This is a genomic window from Hydrogenophaga sp. OTU3427, from assembly GCF_038440225.1.
Classification (GTDB): Bacteria; Pseudomonadota; Gammaproteobacteria; order Burkholderiales; family Burkholderiaceae_C; genus Hydrogenophaga.
The window spans coordinates 76235-101250 of record NZ_JASATI010000015.1; the positions used below are offsets into that span (position 1 = coordinate 76235).

At 68.7% G+C, this 25016-nt stretch carries 23 protein-coding genes and 1 tRNA gene; 11 read left to right on the forward strand and 13 right to left on the reverse strand.

Annotation, left to right across the window (positions count from 1 at the left end):
* Positions 1–320 precede the first annotated feature (320 nt).
* The 3 genes from AAHB17_RS11145 to AAHB17_RS11155 are packed head-to-tail and all read right to left on the reverse strand — an operon-like array spanning position 321 to position 2362.
* Positions 321–1016 (reverse strand): DUF599 domain-containing protein, encoded by a 696-nt coding sequence (locus AAHB17_RS11145; RefSeq protein ID WP_342130647.1) that lies wholly within the window; start codon positions 1014–1016, stop codon positions 321–323.
* Between the two features lie 38 nt (positions 1017–1054).
* Entirely contained in the window at positions 1055–1609 is a 555-nt protein-coding gene (locus AAHB17_RS11150; RefSeq protein WP_342130648.1) for a flavodoxin family protein, read from the reverse strand.
* Between the two features lie 51 nt (positions 1610–1660).
* Positions 1661–2362 carry a pirin family protein gene (locus AAHB17_RS11155; RefSeq protein WP_342130649.1) on the reverse strand — a complete coding sequence of 234 codons (702 nt, stop codon included), beginning with the start codon at positions 2360–2362 and terminating at the stop codon, positions 1661–1663.
* Positions 2363–2489: 127 nt separating this feature from the next.
* Between AAHB17_RS11155 and AAHB17_RS11160 the strand changes: the two genes are divergently transcribed.
* From AAHB17_RS11160 to trmB, 4 genes are all read left to right on the forward strand, one after another.
* Positions 2490–3437 (forward strand): LysR family transcriptional regulator, encoded by a 948-nt coding sequence (locus tag AAHB17_RS11160; RefSeq protein WP_342130650.1) that lies wholly within the window; start codon positions 2490–2492, stop codon positions 3435–3437.
* A 44-nt stretch (positions 3438–3481) separates the two neighbouring features.
* Positions 3482–4597: an NAD(P)/FAD-dependent oxidoreductase gene (locus AAHB17_RS11165; protein ID WP_342130651.1), complete on the forward strand. Its 1116-nt coding sequence runs from the start codon at positions 3482–3484 to the stop codon at positions 4595–4597.
* A gap of 81 nt (positions 4598–4678) precedes the next feature.
* Positions 4679–5587, forward strand: a complete 909-nt coding sequence (gene gluQRS / locus AAHB17_RS11170) for a tRNA glutamyl-Q(34) synthetase GluQRS (protein ID WP_342130652.1) — start codon at positions 4679–4681, stop codon at positions 5585–5587.
* A 25-nt stretch (positions 5588–5612) separates the two neighbouring features.
* A complete protein-coding gene (gene trmB / locus AAHB17_RS11175; protein ID WP_342130653.1) occupies positions 5613–6326 on the forward strand; it encodes a tRNA (guanosine(46)-N7)-methyltransferase TrmB in 714 nt (237 codons plus the stop codon).
* On the opposite strand, the gene AAHB17_RS11180 is transcribed toward trmB, so the two are convergent.
* Positions 6316–7557, reverse strand: a complete 1242-nt coding sequence (locus AAHB17_RS11180; protein ID WP_342130654.1) for a sensor domain-containing diguanylate cyclase — start codon at positions 7555–7557, stop codon at positions 6316–6318. The two genes, trmB and AAHB17_RS11180, sit on opposite strands and share 11 nt — an antisense overlap.
* A 21-nt stretch (positions 7558–7578) precedes the next feature.
* A complete protein-coding gene (locus AAHB17_RS11185; RefSeq protein ID WP_342130655.1) occupies positions 7579–8673 on the reverse strand; it encodes an ABC transporter substrate-binding protein in 1095 nt (364 codons plus the stop codon).
* Positions 8674–8807: 134 nt separating this feature from the next.
* Here AAHB17_RS11185 and AAHB17_RS11190 point away from each other — a divergent pair, with 134 nt between their 5' ends.
* Entirely contained in the window at positions 8808–9752 is a 945-nt protein-coding gene (locus AAHB17_RS11190; protein WP_342130656.1) for a pseudouridine synthase, read from the forward strand.
* Between the two features lie 3 nt (positions 9753–9755).
* On the opposite strand, the gene AAHB17_RS11195 is transcribed toward AAHB17_RS11190, so the two are convergent.
* The 3 genes from AAHB17_RS11195 to alaS all read right to left on the reverse strand — a co-directional run bounded on the left by AAHB17_RS11195 (position 9756) and on the right by alaS (position 14098).
* Positions 9756–10883 carry a transglutaminase-like domain-containing protein gene (locus AAHB17_RS11195; protein WP_342130657.1) on the reverse strand — a complete coding sequence of 376 codons (1128 nt, stop codon included), beginning with the start codon at positions 10881–10883 and terminating at the stop codon, positions 9756–9758.
* Between the two features lie 69 nt (positions 10884–10952).
* Complete coding sequence (locus AAHB17_RS11200; RefSeq protein WP_342130658.1) at positions 10953–11480, reverse strand: TlpA family protein disulfide reductase; 528 nt, start codon at positions 11478–11480, stop codon at positions 10953–10955.
* Complete coding sequence (alaS, locus tag AAHB17_RS11205; protein ID WP_342130659.1) at positions 11477–14098, reverse strand: alanine--tRNA ligase; 2622 nt, start codon at positions 14096–14098, stop codon at positions 11477–11479. The genes AAHB17_RS11200 and alaS overlap by 4 nt, the downstream gene beginning before the upstream one ends.
* A gap of 98 nt (positions 14099–14196) precedes the next feature.
* On the opposite strand from alaS, the gene AAHB17_RS11210 reads away from it, so the two are divergent.
* The 5 genes from AAHB17_RS11210 to AAHB17_RS11230 all read left to right on the forward strand — a co-directional run bounded on the left by AAHB17_RS11210 (position 14197) and on the right by AAHB17_RS11230 (position 18237).
* Positions 14197–15009, forward strand: a complete 813-nt coding sequence (locus AAHB17_RS11210; protein WP_342130660.1) for an HpcH/HpaI aldolase/citrate lyase family protein — start codon at positions 14197–14199, stop codon at positions 15007–15009.
* A 118-nt stretch (positions 15010–15127) separates the two neighbouring features.
* Positions 15128–16606 carry an NAD-dependent succinate-semialdehyde dehydrogenase gene (locus AAHB17_RS11215; RefSeq protein ID WP_342130661.1) on the forward strand — a complete coding sequence of 493 codons (1479 nt, stop codon included), beginning with the start codon at positions 15128–15130 and terminating at the stop codon, positions 16604–16606.
* A gap of 14 nt (positions 16607–16620) precedes the next feature.
* The gene (locus AAHB17_RS11220; protein WP_342130662.1) at positions 16621–17178 is read left to right on the forward strand and encodes a dTDP-4-dehydrorhamnose 3,5-epimerase family protein; all 558 of its coding nucleotides are present in this window, start codon (positions 16621–16623) and stop codon (positions 17176–17178) included.
* A 6-nt stretch (positions 17179–17184) separates the two neighbouring features.
* The gene (locus AAHB17_RS11225; RefSeq protein WP_342130663.1) at positions 17185–18150 is read left to right on the forward strand and encodes a glycosyltransferase family 2 protein; all 966 of its coding nucleotides are present in this window, start codon (positions 17185–17187) and stop codon (positions 18148–18150) included.
* Positions 18151–18163: 13 nt separating this feature from the next.
* Positions 18164–18237 (forward strand) — tRNA-Gly (locus tag AAHB17_RS11230).
* A gap of 64 nt (positions 18238–18301) precedes the next feature.
* On the opposite strand, the gene AAHB17_RS11235 is transcribed toward AAHB17_RS11230, so the two are convergent.
* The 5 genes from AAHB17_RS11235 to moaE form a co-directional block, all read right to left on the reverse strand.
* Positions 18302–19045, reverse strand: a complete 744-nt coding sequence (locus AAHB17_RS11235) for a heparan-alpha-glucosaminide N-acetyltransferase (RefSeq protein ID WP_342130664.1) — start codon at positions 19043–19045, stop codon at positions 18302–18304.
* Positions 19042–19785, reverse strand: a complete 744-nt coding sequence (locus AAHB17_RS11240) for an alpha/beta fold hydrolase (RefSeq protein ID WP_342130665.1) — start codon at positions 19783–19785, stop codon at positions 19042–19044. The genes AAHB17_RS11235 and AAHB17_RS11240 overlap by 4 nt, the downstream gene beginning before the upstream one ends.
* 83 nt (positions 19786–19868) lie before the next feature.
* Positions 19869–22472 (reverse strand): ATP-dependent chaperone ClpB, encoded by a 2604-nt coding sequence (gene clpB / locus AAHB17_RS11245; RefSeq protein WP_342130666.1) that lies wholly within the window; start codon positions 22470–22472, stop codon positions 19869–19871.
* A 107-nt stretch (positions 22473–22579) separates the two neighbouring features.
* On the reverse strand, positions 22580–23347 hold the full coding sequence (locus AAHB17_RS11250; protein WP_342130667.1) for a GNAT family N-acetyltransferase: 768 nt from the start codon (positions 23345–23347) through the stop codon (positions 22580–22582).
* Positions 23344–23826: a molybdopterin synthase catalytic subunit MoaE gene (gene moaE / locus AAHB17_RS11255; protein ID WP_342130668.1), complete on the reverse strand. Its 483-nt coding sequence runs from the start codon at positions 23824–23826 to the stop codon at positions 23344–23346. Before moaE ends, AAHB17_RS11250 begins: the two co-directional genes overlap by 4 nt.
* A gap of 261 nt (positions 23827–24087) precedes the next feature.
* On the opposite strand from moaE, the gene AAHB17_RS11260 reads away from it, so the two are divergent.
* Complete coding sequence (locus tag AAHB17_RS11260; RefSeq protein ID WP_342130669.1) at positions 24088–24993, forward strand: 4-hydroxy-tetrahydrodipicolinate synthase family protein; 906 nt, start codon at positions 24088–24090, stop codon at positions 24991–24993.
* Positions 24994–25016: the final 23 nt, after the last annotated feature.

A 25016-nucleotide genomic window follows, 5' to 3' on the forward strand; every position in this document is an offset into this window, starting at 1 on the left:
ACTCATTTTAGGGAGCTTGAGGTGCGGTCTAACCTTGCACATTCGACCTCGCGCCCGAGAGCACAGGGTGCCTGGCTCCGCGGCTGTCCCCCGGGCGCCGTGCGCCCTCCTCCTTGATGCCGCTGCGCCAGACACCTTGCGCTCTCAGGCAGCCAGCGTGATGGCGGGCCAACATGGGCGCGCCACCCTCACTCCAGATCGCGGTGGCAGCGTGCCCTGTGCAGCGGCATAAAGGAGGAGCCGGCGCAGCCGGCGGGGGACAGCCGCGGAACAGGGCACGCTGCCGCCCCGGTCCAGCGAGGTAAGGCCTCAAAAAAACCTCACTCCCGCAAAATCCCCAGCACCTCGGAATGGAACTCGCGCCGGTACAGGATGAGCACCACCAGCAGCGTGCCCCCCACCATGGCCAGCGGCGAGAAAAACCAGGCCAGGGCGGCGAACGAAAAATAATAGGCGCGCAGGCCATCGTTGAAGGTTTCGGCCGCCGCGCCCACCATGTCGGACGCACGCCGGGCGAAACGCTCGCGGTCGAACTTGCCGGACTCGAAGTCCTTGGGATCGGGCAAGCCCCCGATCAGCAGCGACACGAAGGTGTATTGCCGCATGGACCACGAAAAGCGGAAAAACGCGTAGACAAAGACCGCGAGCAACACCAGCACCTTGAGCTCCAGCACCGCCAGCGAGGTGGATTGCGCGAAAGGCATTTCGCTGACCATCTCCACCGCCTTCTCGGTCGTGCCCAGCACCGCGAACAGACCACCGATGATCAGGATGGACGTGGAGCAGAAAAAGGCCGGCGTCTGCGACAGGCTCTGGGTGATCAGGCCGTCGAGCATGCGCGGGTCGCGCTCGGTGGCCTGCAGCATCCAGAATCCCCGGAAACGGTTGGTCGTGCTCAGCAAGGACGGCGCCTTGGCGCCCCAGGCCTTGGCGAACCAGGCGTAGCCGGCCCACAACCCCACAAAACAGGCCAGTGCGAGCCAATCCGGCCAGGGAAGCAGTGCAATGAACTTCATGGCGCCGGATATTACGTCGGTCGCGCCGGCTGTGGTCGTCAGCCCTTGAATTTCGCCGCCAGCGCGGCCACCCGCTCACCCAGCAGGCGGGCGCTTTCCAGATCGCCCTCGCTCATTTCGTGGGCGCCGGCGTCGGCCGGGGTCTGGCCCATCACGCCGGCATGGGCGCCCAGGTAGTTGGCGTCGCAGCGTTTCGACGCCTTGGTGTTGTGGAAATTCACGCCATTGCCCACCCACAGGCCACCGTGCTGCATGGCCAGGGTGAACAGGTAGTCCAGCGTCGACTGCTTGTCGCCGTTGAGGTTGGCGCTGTTGGTGAAGCCGGCGAAGAGCTTGTCCTTCCAGGCCTGGGTGTACCAGGCTTTGCTGGAGGCATCGGCAAAACGCTTGAACTGCCAGCTCACATTGCCCATGTAGGTGGGCGCGCCCATGACGATGGCGTCGGCCTCGCGCAGCGCCTCCCAGCCGCCCTCGGGCAGTTGGCCATCGGCATCGATGGCCAGCAGTTCGGCGTCCGCGCCCAGCGCGACGGCCTGGGCCAGGCGTTGGGTATGCCCGTAACCCGAGTGGTAGACCACCAGCACCTTGGCCATCGTCCTGCTCTCCTGTGGCGTGGAAACGGCGTGCCGCCGATCAGGGTCCGCTCAGGGTTCGAGGTCGAACACCAGCACCTCGGCGCCCCTGCCCTCGGTCAGCACCAGGCGCGATTCTCCCTCGATCCGCGCCGCATCGCCGCCCTGCAACGCCTGGCCGTTGACGGTGAGCGATCCGCGCACCAGGTGCACATAGGCCTTGCGCGCCGGGTCCAGTGCCAGTTCGGCCTGCTCATCACCGTCGAACAGGCCGGCATAGAGCGAAGCGTCGGCGTTGATGCTGACCGAGCCCTCGGCACCCGTGCGCGAGGCCACCAGGCGCAGGCGGCCGCGCTTGTCCTCGTCTGAAAAGCGCTTCTGCTCGTAGCCGGGTTTGATGCCGGTGAACTTGGGCAGCAGCCAGATCTGCAGGAAGTGGGTGGTCTGGTTGGGGGCGTGGTTGAACTCGCTGTGCATGACGCCGGTACCCGCGCTCATGCGCTGCACATCGCCCGGGGGAATGCCCTTGACGTTGCCCATGCTGTCCTTGTGCGCGAGTTCACCCGACAGCACGTAGCTGATGATTTCCATGTCGCGGTGGCCGTGCGTGCCAAAACCGGTGCCGGGCGCGATGCGGTCTTCGTTGATCACCCGCAGGTTGCCCCAGCCCATGTGGGCCTGGTCGTGGTAGCCGGCGAACGAGAACGAATGGAAGCTCTTGAGCCAGCCGTGGTCGGCATAGCCGCGTTCCTGGGATCGTCTGAGGGTCAACATGGTCGTGCTCCTGTGTGTGTGTGTGTGTGTGTGTGTTGTGGCATCTACTGTAGACAGCCGGGCCCCTGGCCGGAGGCTATGCCTTTGATGCCATCATTCAAATTTTCTGAATAAAATCCGGCACATCATGCAAAACACACGCGGGGCGCTGTCGCCCGAGAACCTGCACCTGATCGACACCGTGGCCCGCCTGGGCAGCATGGCGGCAGCGGCACGTGATCTGGGCCTGGTGCCCAGCGCCCTGACCTACCGCGTGCGCCAGGTGGAGGACGCGCTGGACGTGCTGCTGTTCGACCGCAGCGCGCGCCGCGCCAAGCTCACGCCGGCCGGCGCCGAGCTGCTGCGCGCTGGCGAACACCTGCTGCACGAACTCGATGCGGTGGCGCAGCGGGTCAAACGCATCGCCACCGGCTGGGAGCCCCAGCTCACCATCGCTGCCGACGCCATCATCGCCCGCACCACCCTGTTCGAGCTGTGCGAGGCCTTCTACACACTGGGCGCCCCCACCCAGCTCAAGCTGCGCACCGAAACCCTGACCGGCACCTGGGAGAGTGTGCTCAGTGGCGCCGCCGACCTGGCGCTGGGGGTGTCCGCCGACCTCACGCCTTCCACCGGCATCGAGTTGACCGACATGGGGCAACTGCCCTTCGTCTTCGTGGTGGCGCCCCACCATCCGTTGGCCGCGCTGGAGGGCCGCCTGAGCGACGCCCAGCTGCAGCCGCACCGCGTGGTGGCCGTGGCCGACAGCACGCAGCGTGGACGCAGCATCAGCCTGGGCATCTTGCCAGGCCAGGACGTGCTGACCGTGCCCACGATGCAGCACAAGCTCGAAGCGCAGCTGCGCGGCCTGGGCTGCGGTTTCCTGCCCCAGCCGCTGGTCCAGCCCTACATCGACGCCGGGCTGCTGGTGATCAAGGCGGTGGCCCGGCCCAGCCGCGTGATACGGGTGGCCTACGCCTGGCGCGTGAGCGGCCAGAGCCGCAACGACGACGGCCGGGCCCTGCGCTGGTGGCTGGAGCAATTGCGCCATCGCAACACCCGACAGGCCCTGCTGGAAAACCACCACCGCAGCTGACGTGGTGGCTGTTACAGTGGCCTGAACAACTCTGCACAGTGACCATGAACAAGAAGCGCCCCTCCGCCCCCAAAGCCACCCGTCCTCCGGACGACACCGCCACCTCTTCCACGCCGACGCGGCACATCGCCATCGTGGGCGCAGGCCTGGCCGGCGTGGTGTGCGCCCGCACCCTGGTGCAGGCCGGCCACCGCGTCACGCTGTTCGAAAAAAGCCGCGGCGTCGGCGGCCGCATGGCGACCCGCCAGACCGAGTTCGGCGGCTTTGACCACGGTGCACAGTACTTCACCGTGCGCGACCAGCGCTTTGTGCAGTTGCTCAAGACCGTGCCCCAGCTGGCCCGGCCCTGGAGCGCCAACACCGTGCGCGTGCTCGACGAACTCGGCCACGTGCTGGCCAGCGCGCCGCCGCCCACCGAGGCGCACTTCGTGGCCTCGCCCGGCATGAACGCCCTGGTGGGCCACTGGGCCCAGCCGCTGGCCGACGGCTCGCTGCGGGCTGAAACGCGGCTCGAAACCTGCGTCACCCACATCGGGCGCGACGCCCTGGACGCCACCCGCTGGCAACTGCGCACCGAAGGCCCGGGCGATGCCCAGCAGGTCCACGGCGGCTTCGACCAGGTGCTGCTCGCCATCCCCCACGTGCAAGCCGACAGCCTGCTGCGCGCCAGCGGCCTGGTGCCGGCGCTGCGCAAGGCCTTGTCGCATGTGACCGTGGCCCCGTGCTGGACGCTGATGGTGGCCTACCCCAACGCCATGCAGCCCGGTCTGAGCCACCTGGGACCCCACTGGAACGCCGCCCGCAGCACCCACCACCGCATCAGTTGGCTGGCGCGCGAATCGAGCAAGCCCGGCCGCAGCCCGATCGAACGCTGGACCGTGCAGGCCAGCCCGGCCTGGTCGGCCGAACACCTGGACGACGATGCCGACCGCGTCAAGGCCAAGATGCTCAAGGGCTTCGCCCAGATCACCGGCATTCGCGCCGAACCCAGCCACGCCGTGGCCCACCTCTGGCGCTACGCCCAGACCCAGCAGCCCCTGGGCCAGTCCTACCTGTGGGATGCCCAGACCGGCATTGGCCTGTGCGGCGACTGGTGCCTGGGCCACCGCGTTGAAAACGCCTTCGTGTCGGGCCTGGAGCTGGCACTGAAAGTGGCCTGACCTGCGGCTGTGACAACGAGCGCCGTCGGGCCGCCCCAAAGCGCGAGCGCGCCACTGGGAAACAGCGAAGCACACGCCGCGGTGAACGCGGGGGCAAGCCACACCGGTCGGTTCGCGCCCTCGCCCACCGGGCCACTGCACGCCGGCTCGCTCGTGGCCGCGCTGGCCAGCTGGCTGGACGCCCGTGCGCACCACGGCCGCTGGCTGGTGCGCATCGAAGACGTGGACACACCGCGCTGCGTGCCCGGCGCCGATGCCCTGATCCTCCAGCAGCTGGCCGTCTGTGGCCTGGTCAGCGACGGCCCGGTGCTGTGGCAATCGCAGCGCGACACCGTCTACCAGCAAGCGCTGGAGCGCCTCATCTCCCGGCAGCTGGCCTACCCCTGCGCCTGCTCGCGCAAGGACATCGTGCAGGCGCTGGCCGCTCAGGGCGCGGGCAAGCCACGCCACGGCGAACTGGTCTACCCCGGCACCTGCCGCCCCGAAAACGGCGGCCTGCGTGGCCGGACAGCCCGTGCCTGGCGCTTGCGGATGGACCCGGCGCATGGCCCCGTGCGCTGGACCGACCGCCGCCTGGGCGAGCAGGCGCAGGACGTGGCCACCGAGGTCGGCGACATCGTGCTCAAACGGGCCGATGGCCTGTGGGCCTACCAGCTCGCCGTGGTGGTGGACGATGCGGCCCAGGGCGTCACCCACGTGGTGCGTGGCGAAGACCTGGCCGACAACACGCCTCGCCAGATCCTGCTGCAGGCCGCCCTGGCCCTGCCACGGCCGGCCTATCTGCACACGCCGCTGGTGCGCGATGCCCATGGCGACAAGCTCAGCAAGCAGACCGGGGCTCCCGCGCTGGATGTCTCGGACCCGCTGGCCGCGCTCAACGCCGCCGCGGCCTGCCTGGGGCTGTCCCCGGCCACTGGCGAGGTGTCCGCCGCACTGGCCGGCTGGACCGGCGCCTGGGCACAACGGTGGGGCATGGCCGCGGCCACCTAAAATCGGGGGCTTGACACACCCCACCATGACCGAACCCAACGACTCCCCCGACGTGGCCGCCGCGGCGCCACCTTTCCTGCGCGTCATCAAGAGCTACGTGCTGCGCGCCGGCCGCACCACCGCCGGCCAGGCCCGGGCCTACGAGCTGTTCGGCCCACAATTCCTGCTGCCCTATGCCCCGGCGCCGCTGGACACCGCCGCCGCCTTTGGCCGCAGCGCACCGCTGATCCTGGAAATCGGCTTTGGCATGGGCGACGCCACGGCCCACATCGCGCAGGTGCGGCCGGACGACAACTTCCTGTGCTGCGAGGTGCACGAACCCGGCGTCGGCGCCCTGCTCAAACACGTGGGCGACAAGGGCCTGCGGAACATCCGCATCATCCGCCACGACGCGGTCGAGGTGCTGGACCACATGCTGCCCGAGGTCAGCCTGGACGGCGTGCACATCTTTTTTCCCGATCCGTGGCACAAGACCCGCCACCACAAGCGCCGCCTGATCCAGCCGGCCTTCGTGGCCCGCCTGGCCCGCCACATCAAACCGGGCGGCTACCTGCACCTGGCGACCGACTGGGAACCCTATGCCCAGCAGATGTTGGAGGTGCTGCGCGCCGAACCGCTGCTGGCCAACACCGTGACCGACTACGCACCCAAGCCAGCCTACCGGCCGCTGACCAAGTTCGAGAACCGGGGCCTCAAGCTGGGCCACGGCGTCTGGGACCTGGTGTTCGTCAAGCGCTGAAAGCGACCCGGTTGCGCCCGTCCAGCTTGGCCTCATAGAGCAAGACATCGACGCGCGACAACAGGCGTTCGCTGTCTTCACCGGGGCGGCAGACCGTGACGCCGAAGCTGGAAGTCACGCGCAGCACCAGGCCCCCGGCGGCCTCGACGGATTCTGCCGCGATACATTCGCGCAGGCGCTCGGCCGTGGCCACCGCGGCCTCCAGGGTGGTCTCGGGCAGAACCACCAGGAACTCCTCGCCGCCGTAGCGCGCCATCCAGTCGACACCCCCGCGCAGCGTCTCGCGCACACGCTGGGCCATGTGGCGCAGCACCACATCGCCAACCGGATGGCCATGGGTGTCGTTGATCTGCTTGAAGTGGTCGAGGTCGACAAACAGCACCGCCAGCGGCCGGCCGTAGCGTTGCGCGCGCTCCACCTCGGACGGCAGGCGCTCGTCGATGCTGCGGCGGTTGTAGACGCCGGTCAGCGCGTCGGTCATGGACAGGCGGTGGATTTCCTGCACCAGCTCTTCCAGTTGCCGGGTGCGTTCAGCCACCAAGCTGTCGAGGTTGGCGATGTGGCCGCGCAAACCGGCCTGCAGCTTGCCGAAACCCTCGGCCAGCACATCGATCTCGTCCCGGTGGCCTTGGCGCGGTACCCGCGCGATCTCCAACGGCGCCATCAGCCGGTCGGGCGTGAGCTGGGCGGCAAACTGCGCCATGCCCTGCAATGGACGGTGCAGCTCGCGCCGGAGCAGCACCGCGATCAGCACGCAGACCACGGCGGTGAACAAGCCATACCCCAGCAGCACCTGCAAGGCGTTGTGGACCACGGTGTCGCGCAGGTACTGGGGGTCACCCACCAGTTCGAGCGTGCCCACGGGCAGGCCGCCCTGCGGCGCCGAAATCGACAGGGTCTGGGTCGGCGGGGTGTCGGCCAGCCGCAGGTCGCCGCCCTCGAACACCTGCCCGGTGCTGGCGCGCAGGCGCACGTAGCCGATCTCGGGCCAGCTCGCGATCGCCTTCACCTGCAGTTGCACCGCCCGCGGTTCGATGTCCCACAAGGCCACGCCCAGCAGCGGCACGTGGGTGCTGCCCACCAGCTCCACCACCTCGGCCAGGCGGTTGCGGTGCTGGTGCCACAGTGCCCAGGTCTGTACCGCCAGCACCACGGCCACACTCAGCAGCGCCAGCCACACCGTGTGGCGGACCAGCCGCTGCGCGATCGATCGGAACTTGGGCGTTGACATGGGACAGGCGTCGGGCGCAGTTCAGCGCAACAGCTGCTCGAAGCCGAAGTCGTAGCGCCGCAGACGGGGATTGCGTGCCTTGCTGTAGCGGCTGAAATCGATCTGGTCGAGGTTGTCGCCAAAACGCGCCATGAACACGGCCGCCGACTTCGGGGTGAACAGCGCGAACATGGAACGCTCAAGGGTCAGGCCCTCGTCCTTGAAATCGCGCCCGCGGTGAAAGTCGTGGATCATCACCAGCGCCCACGCGCCGGTGATGAAATGCCCTCCGGCCAGTGCCGCCAGGCGACCCGAGCGCAGGGCGTCCATGGCCTCCCGCGAGGTGTTGATGCCGCTGAACCAGGCGTCCTTGCCCGGCGTGCCGCCTCGTTGCTCCCAGGCCGACATGGCGCCAAAGGCCATGAGGTCGTTGCCCGCCCACACCAGGCGCGCATCGGGGTGGCGCTGCCACAGCCAGGCCGCCTGTTCGGCGGCCTTCTCGCGCGACCAGTTGGCATAGACCTCCTGCGCGATCACCACGTCGCCGGCCTCGTTCACCGCGCGCAGCATGCCTTCGTTGCGCAGGACGGACGAGGTGGTGCTGCGGTCGCCAGCGATCACCAGCAGGTGCAGCTTGCCGTCGGCCGCGCGCGCGCCGGCCGCGCGGCCCTTGGCGATCAGGGTCTTGGCCGTCAGGTAGCCGGCGTCCTGGGCACGCGGCTCCAGCGAGCCGATCCAGTCCGGATGCCGTTCGCGCGGGCCCCCGGTCTGCTGCTCCAGCTCGCCCTGCGGGCGGCTGTAGGCCATGAAGCTGCGGATGCCGCTGCCGTCGAAGATGCGCAGCAATTCGGGCGCCGTGCCGTAGTCGTTGGAGAACACCACGTAGTCGGGCCGGTCCTCGGGCGCGCGGGCCACCAGCGCACGGGCAAAGGCCAGCGCCCGCAGGTGTTCCCGCTCGGCATAGAAGACCTCCAGGGACTGCCCCAGGCTGCGCGCGGCCGCCTGCATGGACTGGCTCGCCGCGACCCAATAGGCCTCGTCGGACTTGCCGGGGTTGATGAAGGCCACCCGCTGGGCCCAGGCCGAACCGCCGGACAGCAAGCACAGGCCCAGCACCCAGGCCAGCGCGGTCCCCATCGTTCGTATTGTTTTTGCTTTCAACATGTTCCTCCGCCCCCAATCCGGGCTCCCACCGGTCCGGGCACAATGCCAACTGTAACAAGTCGGCGGCGCCCGCCCCGAGCGCCCCCTGCCCCTTCCCCCGATTTCCCATGACACGCGCCCCCCGCCCCGCCAGCATTCCGCCCCGTGGCGGCCTCTCCGCCAGCGCCGTGGCCTTGCCGGGCGGCGGGCCCTGGACCAGCGTGCTCGACTTCCTGGCCTGGCGCCTGCCCACCCTGGGCCGCGACACCTGGGCCGCGCGCATGAGCGCCGGCGAGGTGCTGGACGAAGCGGGGGTTCCGCTGCCGCCCGGCGCCGCGTTCCGCCCCAACGCCCGCCTCTGGTACTACCGCTTCGTCGAACAGGAACCGCCGGTGGCCGAAGCCGAGACCGTGCTGTTCCGGGACGACTGGCTGGTGGTGGCCGACAAGCCCCATTTCATGCCGGTGGTGCCCGGTGGCCGCTATGTGCGCAACAGCCTGCTGGTGCGCCTGCGCGAACGTCTGGACCTGCCCGAACTCAGCCCGCTGCACCGCATCGACCGCGAAACCGCCGGCCTGGTGGCCTTCGCGGTACAGCCCCACACGCGGGCCGCCTACCAGGCCCTGTTCCGTGACCGCGCGGTGCACAAAAGCTACGAGGCCGTGGCCGGCTGGCGCGACGACCTCGCCCTGCCCCACCTGCAGCGCAGCCGGCTGGAGCCGGTCGACGGCTTCTTCACCATGAGGGAAGTGGCGGGCTCGCCCAACAGCGAAACCCGGGTGGAACTGCTGGAGCGCCAGGGCGGCCTGGCCCGCTACCGGCTGTTGCCGCTGACAGGCAAGCGCCACCAGCTGCGGGCCCACATGCAGGCCCTGGGCCTGCCCCTGGTGGGCGACCGTTTCTACCCCCGGGTGCTGCCTGCCGACGAACCCGACGACACCCAACGCCCCCTCCAACTGCTGGCCCAGGCGCTGGCCTTCGACGACCCGCTCACCGGCACTCACCGGCGTTTTGAAAGCCAGCGCCGGCTGCTGCCGCTGTGGGCCCTGGCCGGGTCGGCGATCAGCCCTTGACGCTCAGGCCTTGATTTCGCGGGCCGTGATCTGGTACTTGAAATCGTCGGGCGCGTAGGAATCCAGGCGCTCGCCGCCGGTCTCGGCCGTGGGGTACATGAAGAAGCCCAGCTCCGGCCCCTTGGCCTGGGGCAGCTCGATGTCGTGGCCCATGTTCCAGGCCATCCAGTTGCCTTCCCAGCCGCCGAACAGCCGCTGGTTGACCGGTGCCACCACCGGGTGCTGGGTGGTCTTGATCCACTCGGGCGTCTCCAGGCGCATGACCTTGGCCACATCGGCCGGGTCCATGGCCACCCAGCCCCATCCGGCCAGGTGCACCTCGGCGCGGCAATGTTGCGCGCCCTTGAGGCTGGCCGGGTTGCCGCTCAGCTCCTTGTAGCCAAACGCCGACGGCGCCAGGCGGATGCCGTACACGTCACGGGCCGGCAGACCGACCGAGCGGCACAGGCCGACAAACAGGGCATTGAGGTCGGCGCACTTGCCGCCCAGGCTGCCGGTCTCCAGCATGGTCTTGATGTCGCCTTCGCCACAGCCACGCACCTTGGGGTCGCGGAAGGTGTTGTTCACCACCCAGTTGTAGATGGCCTGGGCCTTCTGCACATCGGTGCGGGCGCCCTGGGTGGCCGCCAGCGCCGTGCGGCGCACGATGCCATCGGTGGGCAGCAGCTGGGTGGGTTGGGTCCAGAAACGCAGCGAGGCCGCGTCCTCGGCCGGCGCCGACTTGCTGGACCAATCGACCGCGCGGCTGCGGGTCGACACCCGGCTGGTCAGTTCGACGAAGGGCTGTGCCACGCCAGCGTCGAACCGCACGTGCAACATGCGCACGCCGTAGCGGCCATCGTCGGCCAGGCGCGCCTGGCCATTGCTGCGGAAATCGCTGGTCAGAGAGCGCTGCCACTCGCTTTCGACCGCCGGCAAGGGCAGCCACACCTGGGTGGCGCCCTGCGGCTTGGTGATGTCGACGCGGGTGGTCACGTCGAAGGTGCGCCAGTCGCCTGGTTGGGGCTTGAATTCGCTGCGGACGGGTGCGGTGGCCTGGGCCAGCGCGGCGTGGAACGGAAACGCGGGCAGCGCGGCGGCCGCGGACGCGGCAGCCGTGCGCCGCAAAAAGGCGCGGCGATCGGTGGTCATGAAGAGAACTCCGGAATAGAAAAAATGACCAGGGCGTCTGTAAAAGGACACCCCGAAATCAGCAGCCCATTATCGCCGCAGCAAGGCTTCTATCCAGCCCAGCGCCTCGTTGCTGCTCCAATCCACCTCACCCCGTATGCGCCGGCGCGCGCGGCCGGCCGTGTCGATGAGGATGGTGGAGGGGAACACCCGCACGCCCCAGGCACGAGCGATTTCTCCTTGGGGATCCAGCGCCATGGGCAGGGTCACGCCGGCGGCCTGGGTGAACTGCGCGATCTTGCGCGGACCTTCCTTGAAGTTCAGGCCCAGCACGGCCACACGGTCCTCGCCCAGGACCTCGGGCAGCTGCTGCAAGGTGGGCATCTCGGCGCGGCAAGGCTCGCACCAGCTGGCCCAGAAGTTCAGCACCAGCACCCGGCCCTTGAAGTCGGCCAGCGTCAGGCGCCGGCCCGTCAGATCCAGCGCGTCAAGCGACGGTGTGGGCATGCGGCGCGGCCAGTCGGTGGCCTCGAAACTGGCGTGGGCGTGCGGCAGCAGCGCCCAGGCGCCCAGGCTGGCGCCAGCGGCGCGCAGGGCCAGACGCCGCTGGGCGTTCACAGGCGCTCGGCCACCCAGGCCTGCACCGAAGCCAGGGCCTGGGGCAGCGCGGCCGCATCGGTGCCACCGGCCATGGCCATGTCGGGCTTGCCGCCGCCCTTGCCACCCACCTGCTGCGCCACAAAGTTCACCAGCTCGCCGGCCTTGACCTTGGCCATGCTGTCGGCCGTCACGCCGGCGGCCAGCTGCACCTTGCCACCGTCCACGGCGGCCAGCACGATGGCAGCGGACTTGAGCTTGTCCTTGAGCTTGTCCATGGTGTCGCGCAGGGTCTTGGCGTCGGCGCCGTTGAGCACCGCGGCCAGCACCTTGATGCCCTTGACATCCACGGCCTGCGCCATCAGTTCGTCGCCCTGGCTGGAGGCCAATTTGCCCTTGAGGGTCGCGACTTCCTTCTCCAGGGCCTTGACCTGCTCCAGCGTCTGGCCGATGCGGGCCGTGAGTTCGGCGGTGGGTGCCTTGAGCACACCGGCGGCCTGGGCCACGGTGTCCTCCAGCGACTGCAGGTAGCCCAAGGCGTTGGCGCCGGTGATGGCCTCGATACGGCGCACGCCCGCGGCCACGCCGCTTTCGCCCACCACCTTGAACAGGCCGATGTCGCCGGTGCGGCCCACGTGGGTGCCGCCACAGAGTTCGCGGCTGGAGCCGATGTCGAGCACACGCACGGTGTCGCCATACTTCTCGCCAAACAGCATCATGGCGCCGGTCTTCTGGGCCGACTCGATGTCCATCAGGCGAGCCTGGGTCGCGGCATTGGCCAGGATCTCGGCGTTGACCTGGGCTTCGATCGCACGGATCTGGGCATCGGTCACGGGTGCGTTGTGGGCGAAGTCGAAACGGGTGCGTTCGGCGTTGACCAGCGAGCCTTTTTGCTGCACGTGGGCGCCCAGCACTTCGCGCAAGGCCTTGTGCATCAGGTGGGTGGCGCTGTGGTTGCGCACGGTGGCGGCGCGCAGATCCAGGTTGACGCTGGCGGTGACCGTGTCGCCCACGGCCAGCGTGCCCTGTGCCATGGTGCCATGGTGGCCAAACACGTCGGACTTGATCTTCTGCGTGTCGCCCACCGTGAAGGTGGCCGAGCCGCTGGTGATGACACCCTCGTCACCCACCTGGCCGCCGCTCTCCGCGTAGAAGGGGGTGGTGTCCAGCACCACGACACCTTGCTGGCCGGCCTTGAGCGCGGCCACGGGCGTGCCGTCCAGGTACAGGGCCAGCACCTTGGCGGGGGCTTGCAGCTGTTCGTAACCGACGAAGCTGTTGCCGGCGCCGGTGTACTCCAGCGCCTTGTCCATCTTGAACTTGCCGGCGGCGCGGCCCTTGGCCTTTTGCGCCTCCATGGCCGCATGGAAGCCGGCTTCGTCCACGCTCAGGCCACGCTCGCGGCAGACGTCGGCCGACAAATCCAGCGGGAAGCCGTAGGTGTCGTGCAGCTTGAAGGCCACCTCGCCCGGCAGCACCTGGGCGCCGTCGGCCAGGGCCGCATCGAGGATTTCCATGCCGTTGGCCAGGGTCTCGTAGAAACGCTCTTCCTCGGCCTTGAGCACCTCGGTGATGCGCTGCGCCTGGCTCGCCAGGTTGGGGTAGGCGTCGCCCATCATGCGCACCAGATCGGGCACCAGCTTGTGGAAGAACGGCGTCTTCTGGCCCAGCTTGTAGCCGTGGCGGATGGCGCGGCGCACGATGCGACGCTGCACGTAGCCGCGGCCTTCGTTGCTGGGGATCACGCCGTCGCTGATGAGGAAGGACGTGGCGCGGATGTGGTCGGCAATGACCTTGAGCGAGGGGTTGCTCAGGTCGGCCGTGCCGGTCTCGCGGCCGGCGGCCCGGATCAGCGCGTCGAAGATGTCGATCTCGTAGTTGCTGTGCACGTGCTGCAGGATGGCGGCCAGGCGCTCCAGGCCCATGCCGGTGTCCACGCAGGGCGCGGGCAGCGGCGTGACGGCGCCGGTCTCGTCCATGTTGAACTGCATGAACACGTTGTTCCAGATCTCGATGAAGCGGTCGCCGTCTTCGTCGGGGCTGCCCGGGGGGCCACCAGGGATGTGGTCGCCGTGGTCGTAGAAGATTTCCGAGCAGGGACCACAGGGGCCGGTGTCGGCCATCATCCAGAAGTTGTCGCTCTTGTAGCGGCCGCCCTTGTTGTCGCCGATGCGGATCACGCGCTCGGGCGGCAGGCCGATCTCCTTGGTCCAGATGTCGAAGGCCTCGTCGTCCTCGGCGTAGACCGTGGCCAGCAGGCGCTCCTTGGGCAGCTTGTAGACCTCAGTCAGCAGTTCCCAGGCCCACTTCAGGCTCTCGCGCTTGAAGTAGTCGCCAAAGGACCAGTTGCCCAGCATCTCGAAAAAGGTGTGGTGGCGGGCGGTGTAGCCCACGTTTTCCAGGTCGTTGTGTTTGCCGCCGGCGCGCAGGCAGGCCTGCACAGAGGCCGCGCGCACGTAGTTGCGCTTGTCCGTGCCCAGGAACACGTCCTTGAACTGCACCATGCCGGAGTTGGTGAACATCAGCGTCGGGTCGTTGCCCGGCACCAGCGGGCTGGACGCCACCACGGTGTGGCCCTTGGCGGCGAAGAAGTCCAGGAAGGTCTTGCGGATGTCGGCAACGGTGATCTTGGTGGTCATGGTGTGAGGGCTTGGAGAAGCAACCCGCCATTTTATCGGCTTGGCCGGGGGCGGTTTGTGTATAACGCGGACCTCCTCCCCCCCGACGGACATCATCCATGCAAACCCCCATCAACCCCTTCAAGCTGGCCATGCGCGAAAAACGCGCCCAGATCGGCCTGTGGGTCGGTATGGCCGACGCCTACGTGGCCGAGCTGCTGGCCACCGCCGGTTTCGACTGGCTGCTGCTCGACGCCGAACACGGCCCGAACGACATCCGCAGCCTGCTGGCCCAGCTGCAGGCCATTCACGGCTACGCCTCGCACCCCATCGTGCGGGTGCCGGTGGGCGACGTGGCGCTGATCAAGCAGGTGCTGGACATCGGCGCCCAGACCGTGCTGGTGCCCATGGTGGACACGCCCGAACAGGCCGCGCTGATGGCGCGCGCCATGCACTACCCGCAGCCCGACGATCCGGACGGCGTTGCCGGCATCCGCGGCATGGCGGGTGCGCGCGGCTCGCGCTGGGGTCTGTACCCCCGCTACGTGCACGAGGCCAATGCCCAGGCCTGCCTGCTGGTGCAGGCCGAAAGTGTGCTGGCCATGGACAACCTGGACGCCATCGCCGCCACCCCCGGCGTGGACGGTGTTTTCATCGGCCCGGCCGACCTGTCGGCCTCCATGGGCCACCCGGGCGACTTCAACCACCCGGCTGTGAAGGCGGCCATCGAGGACGGCATCCAGTGCATCCTGCGGGCCGGCAAGGCGCCCGGCATCCTGAGCCTGGACCCAACCCAGGCCCAACACTGGCTGGACGCCGGTGCCCGTTTCGTGTCCGTGGGCATGGACACGGTGATGCTGGCCAACGCCGCGCGCCAGCTGCGCCAGCGTTTCGCGGGCAGCGTGCCGGCGCCGACGGTCACGGCCTACTGAGCCCCCGGGCCGCAGCCGAGTGGACCCCGCGCGGCGTGGCCACTTGGTCCGGCGCCGGACCGCGCATCGGGGTAAGCTTCCCATTTTTCAGGGACACCCCGCCCTCAGAAGGACAAGCATGGACATGAAGACCTCGCCCCTTGCATCGCTCAAGGACCCCAGCCTGCTCAAGACCGACGCGCTGATCAACGGCCAGTGGGTGGCCGGCAGCAGCCGCTTTGACGTGCTCGATCCCGCCACCGGCCTCAAGCTGGCCGACGTGGCCAACCTGGGCCCGGCCGAGGCCGAAGCGGCCATCGCCGCCGCCGACGCGGCGTGGGCTGGCTGGAAGAACAAGACCGCCAAGGAGCGCAGCATCATCCTGCGCCGCTGGTACGACCTGCTGATGGCCCACCAGGACGACCTCGGCCGCATCATGACCGCCGAACAGGGCAAACCCTTGCCCGAGGCCAAGGGCGAGGTCGCCTACGGCGCGTCCTTCGTGGAGTGGTTCGCCGAGGAGGCCAAGCGCGTCAACGGCGAGACCCTGCCCCAGTTCGACAACAACCGCCGCCTGATGGTGCTCAAGCAGCCCATCGGCGTGTGCGCGGCCATCACGCCCTGGAACTTCCCCCTGGCCATGATCACCCGCAAGGTGGCCCCGGCCCTGGCCGCCGGCTGCCCGGTGGTCATCAAGCCGGCCGAGCTCACGCCGCTGACCGCGCTGGCCGCCGGCGAGCTGGCCCTGCGCGCCGGCATCCCCGCCGGGGTGCTCAACCTCATCACCGCCGACAGCGACAACAGCATCGCCGTGGGCAAGGTCATCTGCGCCAGCGACACCGTGCGCCATCTGAGCTTCACCGGATCCACCGAAGTCGGCCGCATCCTGATGGCGCAGTGCGCGCCCACGGTGAAGAAGATGTCGCTGGAGCTGGGCGGCAACGCACCCTTCATCGTGTTTGACGACGCCGACATCGACAGCGCGGTGGAAGGCGCCTTTGCCAGCAAGTACCGCAACGCCGGCCAGACCTGCGTGTGCTCCAACCGCCTGTACGTGCAGGCAGGTGTGTACGACGCGTTCGTCGAGAAGTTCGCCGCCAAGGTGAAAACCGCCAAGGTCGGCAACGGCTTCGAGGACGGCGTGAACCAGGGCCCGCTGATCGAGGAGGCCGCGCTGGTGAAGGTGCAGCGCCACGTGGACGACGCCGTGGCCAAGGGCGCGCGCGTGGTGGCCGGCGGCAAGCGGCTGGAGGGCCAGTTCTTCGAACCCACCGTGGTGGCCGACGCCACGGCCGACATGTTGTGCGCCCGCGAGGAAACCTTTGGTCCGTTCGCACCGGTATTCAAGTTCACGACCGAGCAGGAAGCGATTGACGCCGCGAACAACACCGAATTCGGGCTCGCCAGCTACTTCTACAGCCGCGACATCGGACGCATCTACCGCGTGGCCGAGGCGCTGGAGTACGGCATGGTGGGCATCAACGTGGGCATCCTGGCCACCGAGCACGTGCCCTTCGGCGGCGTCAAGCAATCGGGCCTGGGCCGCGAGGGATCGCACCATGGCATGGACGACTACGTGGAGATCAAGTACCTGTGCCTGGGGGACATCCTCAAATAGAGCTCCAACGCCACATGCCCCGCTCCGTAGAGCCCGAACGACACCCCATCTCAGGCGTCCAGCTGGTGAGCTTGACGTCGCACGGGGATGCGCGTGGATCTTTCACCGAAATCCACCGAGAGTCCTGGTTCAGCGAACCCCGGCCGGTACAGTGGAACCTGGTGCACTCCCGTGCGGGCAGCTTGCGCGGCATCCACGTGCATGTGCGCCACGGCGACTACCTGGTGGTGAGTGGGGGGAACATGCAGCTCTGCCTGGGTGACCTCCGGGAGCGTTCGAGCACCTATGGCCGCTGGGATCTCGTCGACCTGCGCGCCGAACCGCTGCAGTTGGTGTACGTCCCACCCGGCGTGGCACACGGTTTCTACTTTCCGGTCGCCAGCCACCATCTGTACGGCATGAGCGAATACTGGTGCCCCGAAGAGGAGATGGGTTGTCACTGGGCAGACCCTGCACTGAACCTGGCCTGGCAAGTCAAGGACAGTCCCACCCTGTCCCCCAGGGACAGCCAGCTGGGCACGCTGGCCCATCTGATCGGCCAGATGAAACCCTACCAGCCGCTGCTGGCCTGAGACCCCATGCCCAACCCGCTGGTCACGGTCGTCATCCCCACCTACAACTGCGCCCGAACGCTGAAGCTGGCGCTCGTCAGCGTGCTCGCACAGGATTTCGCCGATTTCGAAATCCAGGTCGTCGGGGACGGTTGCACGGACGACTCCGAGGCCACGGTCAGGGCCCTGAACGACCCCCGCGTGTCCTGGACCAACCTGCCGGCCAACTCCGGCACGCCCAGCGCCCCGCGCAACGAAGGCCAGCGGCGCGGGCACGGCACCTTCCTGGCCTACCTCGGGCACGACGACCTCTGGTTCCCCTGGCATCTGTCGTCCTTGGTCGCCGCGATGGGCCAGGGCCAGGATTTCGCCTACAGCCTGGGCATCAACTACAGCAGGACCACGGAGACCGAAGGCCCCAGGTTTGCATTCACGCTGCCGGCGGCGAACGCCGTCAAGACCGCGATGCTGTCGCCGTCCAACTGGATGATGACCCGAGCCTTCGCGCAGCGGGTTGGACCCTGGAACACACAGCTCGCCTCGGCTGTGGACAAGGAGTTTTTGCTGCGTGCCTGGGAAACCGGCATGCAAACCGGTCGCACCGAACGGCTCAGCGCGATCAAGTTTCCGTCATGGGAATGGGAACCCTACCGCGCGTCTGCCGCGTGTCCCCAGGCCCCGCTGCTGCAGGCCATGCAGGACGACCCGCTGGCGCTGGAACACCGCTTGTTGACTCAACTCGCGACCCATGTGGCCGGTCAACCCTACCAGGTGCGCCCCGCCGAGGATTCACGCTCCGAATTCAGTTGGTCCATGCTGTACCTGCGCGCAGCGCTCATGACCGCCTACGGGCGCCAGCGCTGGCCGCTGAAGCAACTCATCGAGTGGCTGGAAACAAGAAATGCCCGCCAGGCCAGAGGCCTGGAGTCCGCCCCACAACACCCGGGACCACACCACGCGACAGGCACCAGAGACCCTGCGGACGTGCGGTAAACTACACCGTACCGCGGGTGTAGTTCAATGGCAGAACGGCAGCTTCCCAAGCTTCATACGAGGGTTCGATTCCCTTCACCCGCTCCAACCGACACGACACAACAAGGCCTCTGGCGTATCCCCCAGGGGCCTTTTTGTTGGGCGGCCGGCCTCAGCGCAGCAGCGGCTTGAGCGCGGTCAGCAGGCCCAGCAGCATCGGCTGGTGCAGCATGTAGTAGCTCAGGCTCCAGCGGCCCAGCGTGCTCAGTGGCCGTGGTGACGGCCCCGACAGCAGCGACGGCCGCCGCCGCAGCGCCCACCGGCCCGCCAGCAAGCCCGTCCACATCACCCCCAGCCAGGGCAGCACCGGCACGTAATCTTCGGTGATGGGCTTGTGCGAGATCAGGCCCAGCCAGTTGGCCCAGGGGGTGTTGAGCCAGTCCAGCGCGGACTGTGCGGCGATCACGCCCGCCGCCAGCGGCGGCGCCAACCAGGCCAGTCCCACCCCCGCCAGCAAGACGGGTGTTGGCCACCGGGCGCTCAGGCGCACCAGCAGCAGCATCACCGCCATGCCGTGCAGCACGCCGAAATAGATGTAGCTGTTGGGGAACATCCACCACGAGCCCGCGCTCACCAGCAGCGCGCAGCCCGCCACCTGTGCCCAGCGCCGCCAGAAACGGGACCAGCTCTGGCCCTGCGCACTGGCCACGGCCTGACCCAGTCCGGCGCAGAACAGGAACAGGCTGACGATGGCGGTGCGCTGCAGCGTCCAGAACGGATCGCGGTAGAAGTCGGCCTGCAGCCAGCCAAAGAACTCCAGGTCGAAGGCGAAGTGGTAGGCGGTCATCCACCACATCGCCAGCGCCCGCAGGGCATCGACGCGGTCGAAGCGCTGGGGTTGGACCGGCGGCTTCATGCGCGCGCGATGTCCAGCAGCAAGGCCGACAAGGCCTCGGGCGCACTGACCATGGGATCGTGCCCGGTGGGCAGGCTCAACAGCCGCCAGCCCGGTTCGCTGCGCACGCGCTCGCGGCTCACCGCGATGGTGGCCAGGGCCGGCTGGGGGCAGTCGATGAAGCTGCGCGGCAGGCTGGCCACGCGCTGGGCGTCAAAGGCCAGCGGCGCCTGGTAGACCGCCAGCGGCTGTGGCGTCTGCCGGCGGTTGACCCAGTCGCGGTCGGCGCCGTCCAGCCCGAAGGCCGCCGCATCGGGCGGCGGAAACGACAGGCCGCCGCTGGCCTGCGCGGCGCCCACACGCGCGGCCACGGTCTCCGGTGTGTGGGTGCTGCTCCAGCTTTCGCCGGGCCGCGGCACCAGGGCGTCGAGGTAGACCAGGTCGCGCAGCACGCCGGGAGCGCGCTGCAGCAGGGCATCTGCCACGCCGGTGATGACCAGACCCGCGAAGCTGTGGCCCACCAGCACCACGTTGCGCAACTCCTCGGCGGTGATCAGGCCGATCACGTCGTCGATGTGGGTCTGCAGCGTCACGCGCTCGCTCAACAGGTGGGCCCGCTCGCCCACGCCGGTCAGGGTCACGGCATGGGCTTCGTGTCCGCCGGCGCGCAGCAGCGGCAGCACCCGCCGCCAGCACCAAGCGCCATGCCAGGCGCCATGGACGAGGACAAACACCGGTGGATTCGGGGGGGTCGGACTCATGCAGCGGGCTCCAAAAACAACGCAGCCCGCGATCATGCCTCAACATGCACCGCGGGCTGGCATGTGGGGCCACGCCCCCGGCTTCAGTGCACCTGGCGTTCGAAGCTGAACTGGCCCGGCGTGCGGATCGGGTCCACGCCCACGGGGATCACGTCCTTGGGTCCGAAACGGCCTTCCAGAATCAGCTTGGACAGCGGGTTCTCGATGCGCTGCTGGATGGCCCGCTTGAGCGGGCGCGCACCGTACACCGGGTCGAAGCCGACCTTGGCCAACTCGGCCAGCGCGGCCGGCGACACCTCCAGTGACAGCTCCATCTGCGCCAGCCGCTTTTGCAGCAGCTCCAGCTGGATCTTGGCGATGGACTCGATGTGCTGAGCGTCCAGGCTGTGGAAGACCACCGTCTCGTCGATGCGGTTCAGGAACTCCGGCCGGAAGTGGTTCTTGAGTTCGCCCCAGACCGCGTCCTTGATGTCCTCGGCATCCTGCCCGGCCATGGCCTGGATCAAGGGTGAGCCGATGTTGCTGGTCATCACGATGACGGTGTTCTTGAAGTCCACGGTGCGGCCCTGGCCATCGGTCAGGCGGCCGTCGTCCAGGACCTGCAGCAGCACGTTGAACACGTCCGGGTGGGCTTTTTCCACCTCGTCCAGCAGCAGCACGCTGTAGGGCTTGCGGCGCACGGCCTCGGTCAGGTAGCCGCCCTCCTCGTAGCCCACGTAACCGGGTGGCGCGCCGATCAGGCGGGCCACCGAGTGTTTCTCCATGAACTCGCTCATGTCGATGCGGATCAGGTGGTCCTCGCTGTCGAACAGGAACCCGGCCAGCGCCTTGCAAAGCTCGGTCTTGCCCACGCCAGTGGGGCCCAGGAACAGGAAAGAGCCGGTCGGGCGGTTGGGGTCGCTCAGGCCGGCGCGCGAACGCCGGATGGCGTGGGCCACGGCCACGATGGCCTCGTCCTGGCCCACCACACGTTCGTGCAGCTTGGCCTCCATCTGCAGCAGCTTCTCGCGCTCGCCCTGCATCAGCTTGCTCACAGGGATGCCGGTGGCGCGCGCCACCACCTCGGCGATCTCCTCGGCGCCGACCTGGGTGCGCAGCAGGCGCGCGGCCTTGGGCTCGCCGTCCTTGCCGGCTTCCTTGGCCTGGGCCTCCTTGAGCTGTTTTTCGAGCTCCGGCAGGCGGCCGTACTGCAGCTCGGACACCTTGGCCAGGTCGCCCTTGCGGGTCAGTTCGGTGATCTGCAGCTTGACGCGGTCGATGTCCTCGCGGATGTGGGCCGAGCCCTGGGCCTGGGCCTTCTCGGCCTTCCAGATTTCCTCGTAGTCGGCGATTTCCTTCTGCAGCTTGCCGATCTCGTCCTCGATCAGCTCGAAGCGTTTCTGCGAGGCCTCGTCCTTTTCCTTGCGCACGGCCTCGCGCTCGATCTGCAGCTGGATCAGCCGGCGGTCGAGCTTGTCCATGACCTCGGGCTTGGAGTCGATCTCGATCTTGATCTTGGCCGCTGCCTCGTCGATCAGGTCGATGGCCTTGTCGGGCAGGAAGCGGTCGGTGATGTAGCGGTGGCTCAGCTCGGCCGCGGCCACGATGGCCGGGTCGGTGATGTCCACGCCGTGGTGCACCTCGTACTTTTCCTGCAGGCCGCGCAGGATGGCGATGGTGGCCTCCACGGTCGGTTCGTCGACGAGGATCTTCTGGAAGCGGCGTTCCAGCGCGGCGTCCTTCTCGATGTACTTGCGGTACTCGTCCAGCGTGGTGGCGCCCACGCAGTGCAGCTCGCCCCGCGCCAGCGCGGGCTTGAGCATGTTGCCGGCATCCATTGCGCCTTCCGCCTTGCCGGCGCCCACCATGGTGTGCAGCTCGTCGATGAAGACGATGGTCTGGCCCTCGTCCTTCGCGAGCTCATTGAGCACGGTCTTGAGGCGCTCCTCGAACTCGCCTCGGAACTTGGCCCCGGCCAGCAGCGCGGCCATGTCCAGGCTCAGCACCCGCTTGCCCTTGAGCGAATCGGGCACCTCGCCGGCGACGATGCGCTGGGCCAGGCCCTCGACGATGGCGGTCTTGCCCACGCCGGGCTCGCCGATCAACACCGGGTTGTTCTTGGTGCGGCGCTGCAGCACCTGGATGGCGCGCCGGATTTCGTCATCGCGGCCGATCACCGGGTCCAGCTTGCCGATGCGGGCGCGCTCGGTCAGGTCCAGGCAGTATTTCTTGAGCGCCTCGCGCTGGCCTTCGGCCTCGGGGCTGTTGACGTTCTGGCCGCCACGCACCGCCTCGATGGCGGCCTCCAGGCTCTTGCGCGTCAGCCCGTTGGCCTTGACCGCCTGGCCGATGTCGCCCTTGAAATCGGCCAGCGCCAGCAGGAACAGCTCGCTCGCCACGAACTGATCGCCGCGCTTGATGGCCTCTTTCTCGGCCGCCTGCAGCAGGGTCACCGCGTCACGGCCCACTTGGACCTGCTCCTGGCCCTGCACCTGGGGCAGGCGCTTGACCGCCGCCTCGGCCGCCATCAGCAGGCCAGGCACGTTGACGCCGGCGCGCTGCAGCAAGGCCTTGGGGCCGTCGTCCTGGCGCAGCATGGCCACCAGGATGTGGGCGGGTTCGATGTAGGCGTGGTCGTTGCCCAGGGCCAGCGACTGGGCTTCCCCCAGGGCCTCCTGGAATTTGGTGGTGAGTTTGTCGATGCGCATGAAGCGGCTCCAAAAAGCTTGATTGGCACAGACGTGGGGCCGTCGGTCGCCTTTTCAAGCCAGGCATCCAGCTTGCACCTGGGCGCCGGCCTTGTCCTTGCGGCAGATCAATCGGCGCGGGCGTCCGGCCCGGGTCGCCAGTAGGCGTAGGTCCAGGCCTCGGCAAAACCCAGACGCCGGTACAGCGACAGCGCGGGTGTGTTGGCCCCATCCACCTGCAGAAACACCCGCTCGATGCCACGCCGCCGGGCCTCCGTCGCCATGGCAGCCAGCACGCGGGTGGCCAGCCCCCGGCCACGGTGGGCCGCGGCGGTGCGCATGCCATGCACGCTGAGCCAGCCCCCGGCGAAGCAGGCCATGCCGCAGGCGCGCGTCTCGCCGGCGGCGCGCAGGCTGGCGTAGCGGCTGTCCTGGGCGCGTGCCAGGGCCGCCGCGCGGCTGGCGCCGTCGACCGGGTCCAGTCCCTCGCCCAGGAACATGGCCATCCAGGCCGCGTCGGGCCGCTCGTCCAGGGCGCAGCCCTGCGTGTCCGCCGCCAGCAGCCCGGCCAGCGGCGCCACCTGCACCAGGGTGGGCTGCACGCGCAACCAGCCGGCGGCGGCCAGCTCGGCGCGCTGGGAGGCGAACGCCACCGATTCCGGCAAACGGAACACCGGGCGGTGGCCCTCGGCGCGGTAGCACGCGGCCACCTGGCGCCAGGGGGCAATCTGTGTGGGTTCGTGCACCAGGGGCACGGCCGCATGCGCGCGGCCCACGGTGCCGTGGTCCATGGGCAACAGCCAACCGGGCAGGGACGCCAGCTGCGTGGGGGCGACGGCGGCCAGGGTGGCGCGCTCGATCGCTTCGATGTCGGTGGGCAGCAACAACACGGTCATGGGGCCGCGTTGTGGGCGATGAGGCCCCATTTGGCCAGCGCCTGGTCGTCGCTCACCCGGGCGTCGACCCAGCGCGCGCCGGCCGGCGTGTCTTCCTTTTTCCAGAACGGCGCCTGGGTCTTGAGGTAGTCCATCAGGAACTCGCAGGCCTGGAAACTGTCGCCCCGGTGCGCCGAGGTCACGGCCACCAGCACGATCTGGTCCTGCGGTTGCAGCAGGCCCACACGGTGGATCACGCGCGCGCCATGGATGTCGAAGCGCCGCTGCGCCTCGTCGATCATGGCTTCGATGGCGCGCTCGGTCATGCCTGGGTAGTGCTCCAGTTCCATCGTCTTGACCGACTGTCCATCGTTGCGGTCGCGCACCGTGCCCACGAAGGCGCAGACCGCCCCCACCCGCTGGTCGCCCGCGCGCAGGCGGGCCACCTCGTTACTGAGGTCGAAATCCTCGGTTTGGATGCTGACACGTGGGATGTTCATGCCCCCCATTGTGGCACCGGCGGACAGATGCTCGGCTACACTGGCCACATGCCCATGTCCCTCCAACGCCACCTGTCCGCGCCGCTTCCAGCGGCGTGCCATGGCGCTTGCGTGGGCAAAAAAAGCAAACCACAGCTCATCTGACCGGGGCTGCGGTTCCGTCGTCGGATGAGCGACGGAACGCCCTCTCCCACCGGTGACTGCTGCCCGCGCTGTGTCCGACGACGGTTCATTTGACCGGTCGTCACGAAAGGACACACCATGACCCTGACCCCATCCCTCCGCCCCGACCTCCAAGGTCTCTGGGTTCCCCTGATCACGCCCTTCACCACGGCACCCGAGCGGCAGGTGGACCACGCCGCCCTGGGCCGGCTGGTGGAGCGGCTGGCCAGCGAGGGCGTGCACGGCTTCGTCGTCTGTGGCACCACGGGCGAAGCCAGCGCCCTCAGCGAAGCCGAGCAGGACGCCTGCCTGCGCACCGTGGCGGCCCACGCCCGTGGCCTGCCGCTGATGATGGGCCTGGGCGGCGACGCCCTGGCACCGGCGCTGGCACGCCTGGAGCACCTGTGCCACGACAGCACCCTGCCCCCACTGGCGGCGCTCCTGGTGGGCGCGCCGGCCTACATCCGGCCCGGCCAGGCCGGTGCCCAGCACTGGTTCGAGGCATTGGCCGACGCCAGCCGCCTGCCCCTGGTCCTCTACGACATTCCCTACCGCAGCGGCTGCGAGCTGCACCTGGACACGCTGCTGAAGCTGGCGGCGCACCCGCGCATCGTGGGCGTCAAGGACTGCGGCGGCGACCTCGGCAAGACACTGGCCCTGATCGGCGATGGCCGCCTGCAGGTGCTGGCCGGGGACGACCTGCAGATGTTCGGTGCCCTGGCCCAGGGCGCGGCCGGTGCCATCGCCGCCAGCCTGCACGGCCGGACGGTGGACTTTGTCGCGCTGCACGCCGCGCTGCGGGACAACCGGCTCGCCCAGGCCCGCACACTCTGGCACGGCTTGCGCACCTGGATCGAGGACTGCTTTGCCGAACCCAACCCGGCGCCGATCAAGGCGTGGCTGGCCGCCGTGGGCGCGTGTGGGCCCACGCTGCGCCCGCCCTTGCAGGCCGCGTCCCCAGCGCTGCAGGTGCGGCTGCGGCGGCATCCCCTCAGCGGTGGCTGAACGCCGCAGGACGCTTGCCGACA

Coding starts and splice junctions, on each gene's coding strand:
- AAHB17_RS11260 (WP_342130669.1), top strand. CDS start 24,088: ATGACCCTGACCCCATCCCTCCGCCCCGACCTCCAAGGTCTCTGGGTT.
- AAHB17_RS11195 (WP_342130657.1), bottom strand. CDS start 10,883: ATGACCACCGATCGCCGCGCCTTTTTGCGGCGCACGGCTGCCGCGTCC.
- AAHB17_RS11235 (WP_342130664.1), bottom strand. CDS start 19,045: ATGAAGCCGCCGGTCCAACCCCAGCGCTTCGACCGCGTCGATGCCCTG.
- AAHB17_RS11225 (WP_342130663.1), top strand. CDS start 17,185: ATGCCCAACCCGCTGGTCACGGTCGTCATCCCCACCTACAACTGCGCC.
- AAHB17_RS11240 (WP_342130665.1), bottom strand. CDS start 19,785: ATGAGTCCGACCCCCCCGAATCCACCGGTGTTTGTCCTCGTCCATGGC.
- alaS (WP_342130659.1), bottom strand. CDS start 14,098: ATGACCACCAAGATCACCGTTGCCGACATCCGCAAGACCTTCCTGGAC.
- AAHB17_RS11155 (WP_342130649.1), bottom strand. CDS start 2,362: ATGTTGACCCTCAGACGATCCCAGGAACGCGGCTATGCCGACCACGGC.
- AAHB17_RS11210 (WP_342130660.1), top strand. CDS start 14,197: ATGCAAACCCCCATCAACCCCTTCAAGCTGGCCATGCGCGAAAAACGC.
- AAHB17_RS11220 (WP_342130662.1), top strand. CDS start 16,621: ATGCCCCGCTCCGTAGAGCCCGAACGACACCCCATCTCAGGCGTCCAG.
- AAHB17_RS11165 (WP_342130651.1), top strand. CDS start 3,482: ATGAACAAGAAGCGCCCCTCCGCCCCCAAAGCCACCCGTCCTCCGGAC.
- clpB (WP_342130666.1), bottom strand. CDS start 22,472: ATGCGCATCGACAAACTCACCACCAAATTCCAGGAGGCCCTGGGGGAA.
- AAHB17_RS11150 (WP_342130648.1), bottom strand. CDS start 1,609: ATGGCCAAGGTGCTGGTGGTCTACCACTCGGGTTACGGGCATACCCAA.
- moaE (WP_342130668.1), bottom strand. CDS start 23,826: ATGAACATCCCACGTGTCAGCATCCAAACCGAGGATTTCGACCTCAGT.
- AAHB17_RS11145 (WP_342130647.1), bottom strand. CDS start 1,016: ATGAAGTTCATTGCACTGCTTCCCTGGCCGGATTGGCTCGCACTGGCC.
- AAHB17_RS11180 (WP_342130654.1), bottom strand. CDS start 7,557: ATGTCAACGCCCAAGTTCCGATCGATCGCGCAGCGGCTGGTCCGCCAC.
- AAHB17_RS11215 (WP_342130661.1), top strand. CDS start 15,128: ATGGACATGAAGACCTCGCCCCTTGCATCGCTCAAGGACCCCAGCCTG.
- AAHB17_RS11190 (WP_342130656.1), top strand. CDS start 8,808: ATGACACGCGCCCCCCGCCCCGCCAGCATTCCGCCCCGTGGCGGCCTC.
- AAHB17_RS11185 (WP_342130655.1), bottom strand. CDS start 8,673: ATGGGGACCGCGCTGGCCTGGGTGCTGGGCCTGTGCTTGCTGTCCGGC.
- trmB (WP_342130653.1), top strand. CDS start 5,613: ATGACCGAACCCAACGACTCCCCCGACGTGGCCGCCGCGGCGCCACCT.
- AAHB17_RS11250 (WP_342130667.1), bottom strand. CDS start 23,347: ATGACCGTGTTGTTGCTGCCCACCGACATCGAAGCGATCGAGCGCGCC.
- AAHB17_RS11160 (WP_342130650.1), top strand. CDS start 2,490: ATGCAAAACACACGCGGGGCGCTGTCGCCCGAGAACCTGCACCTGATC.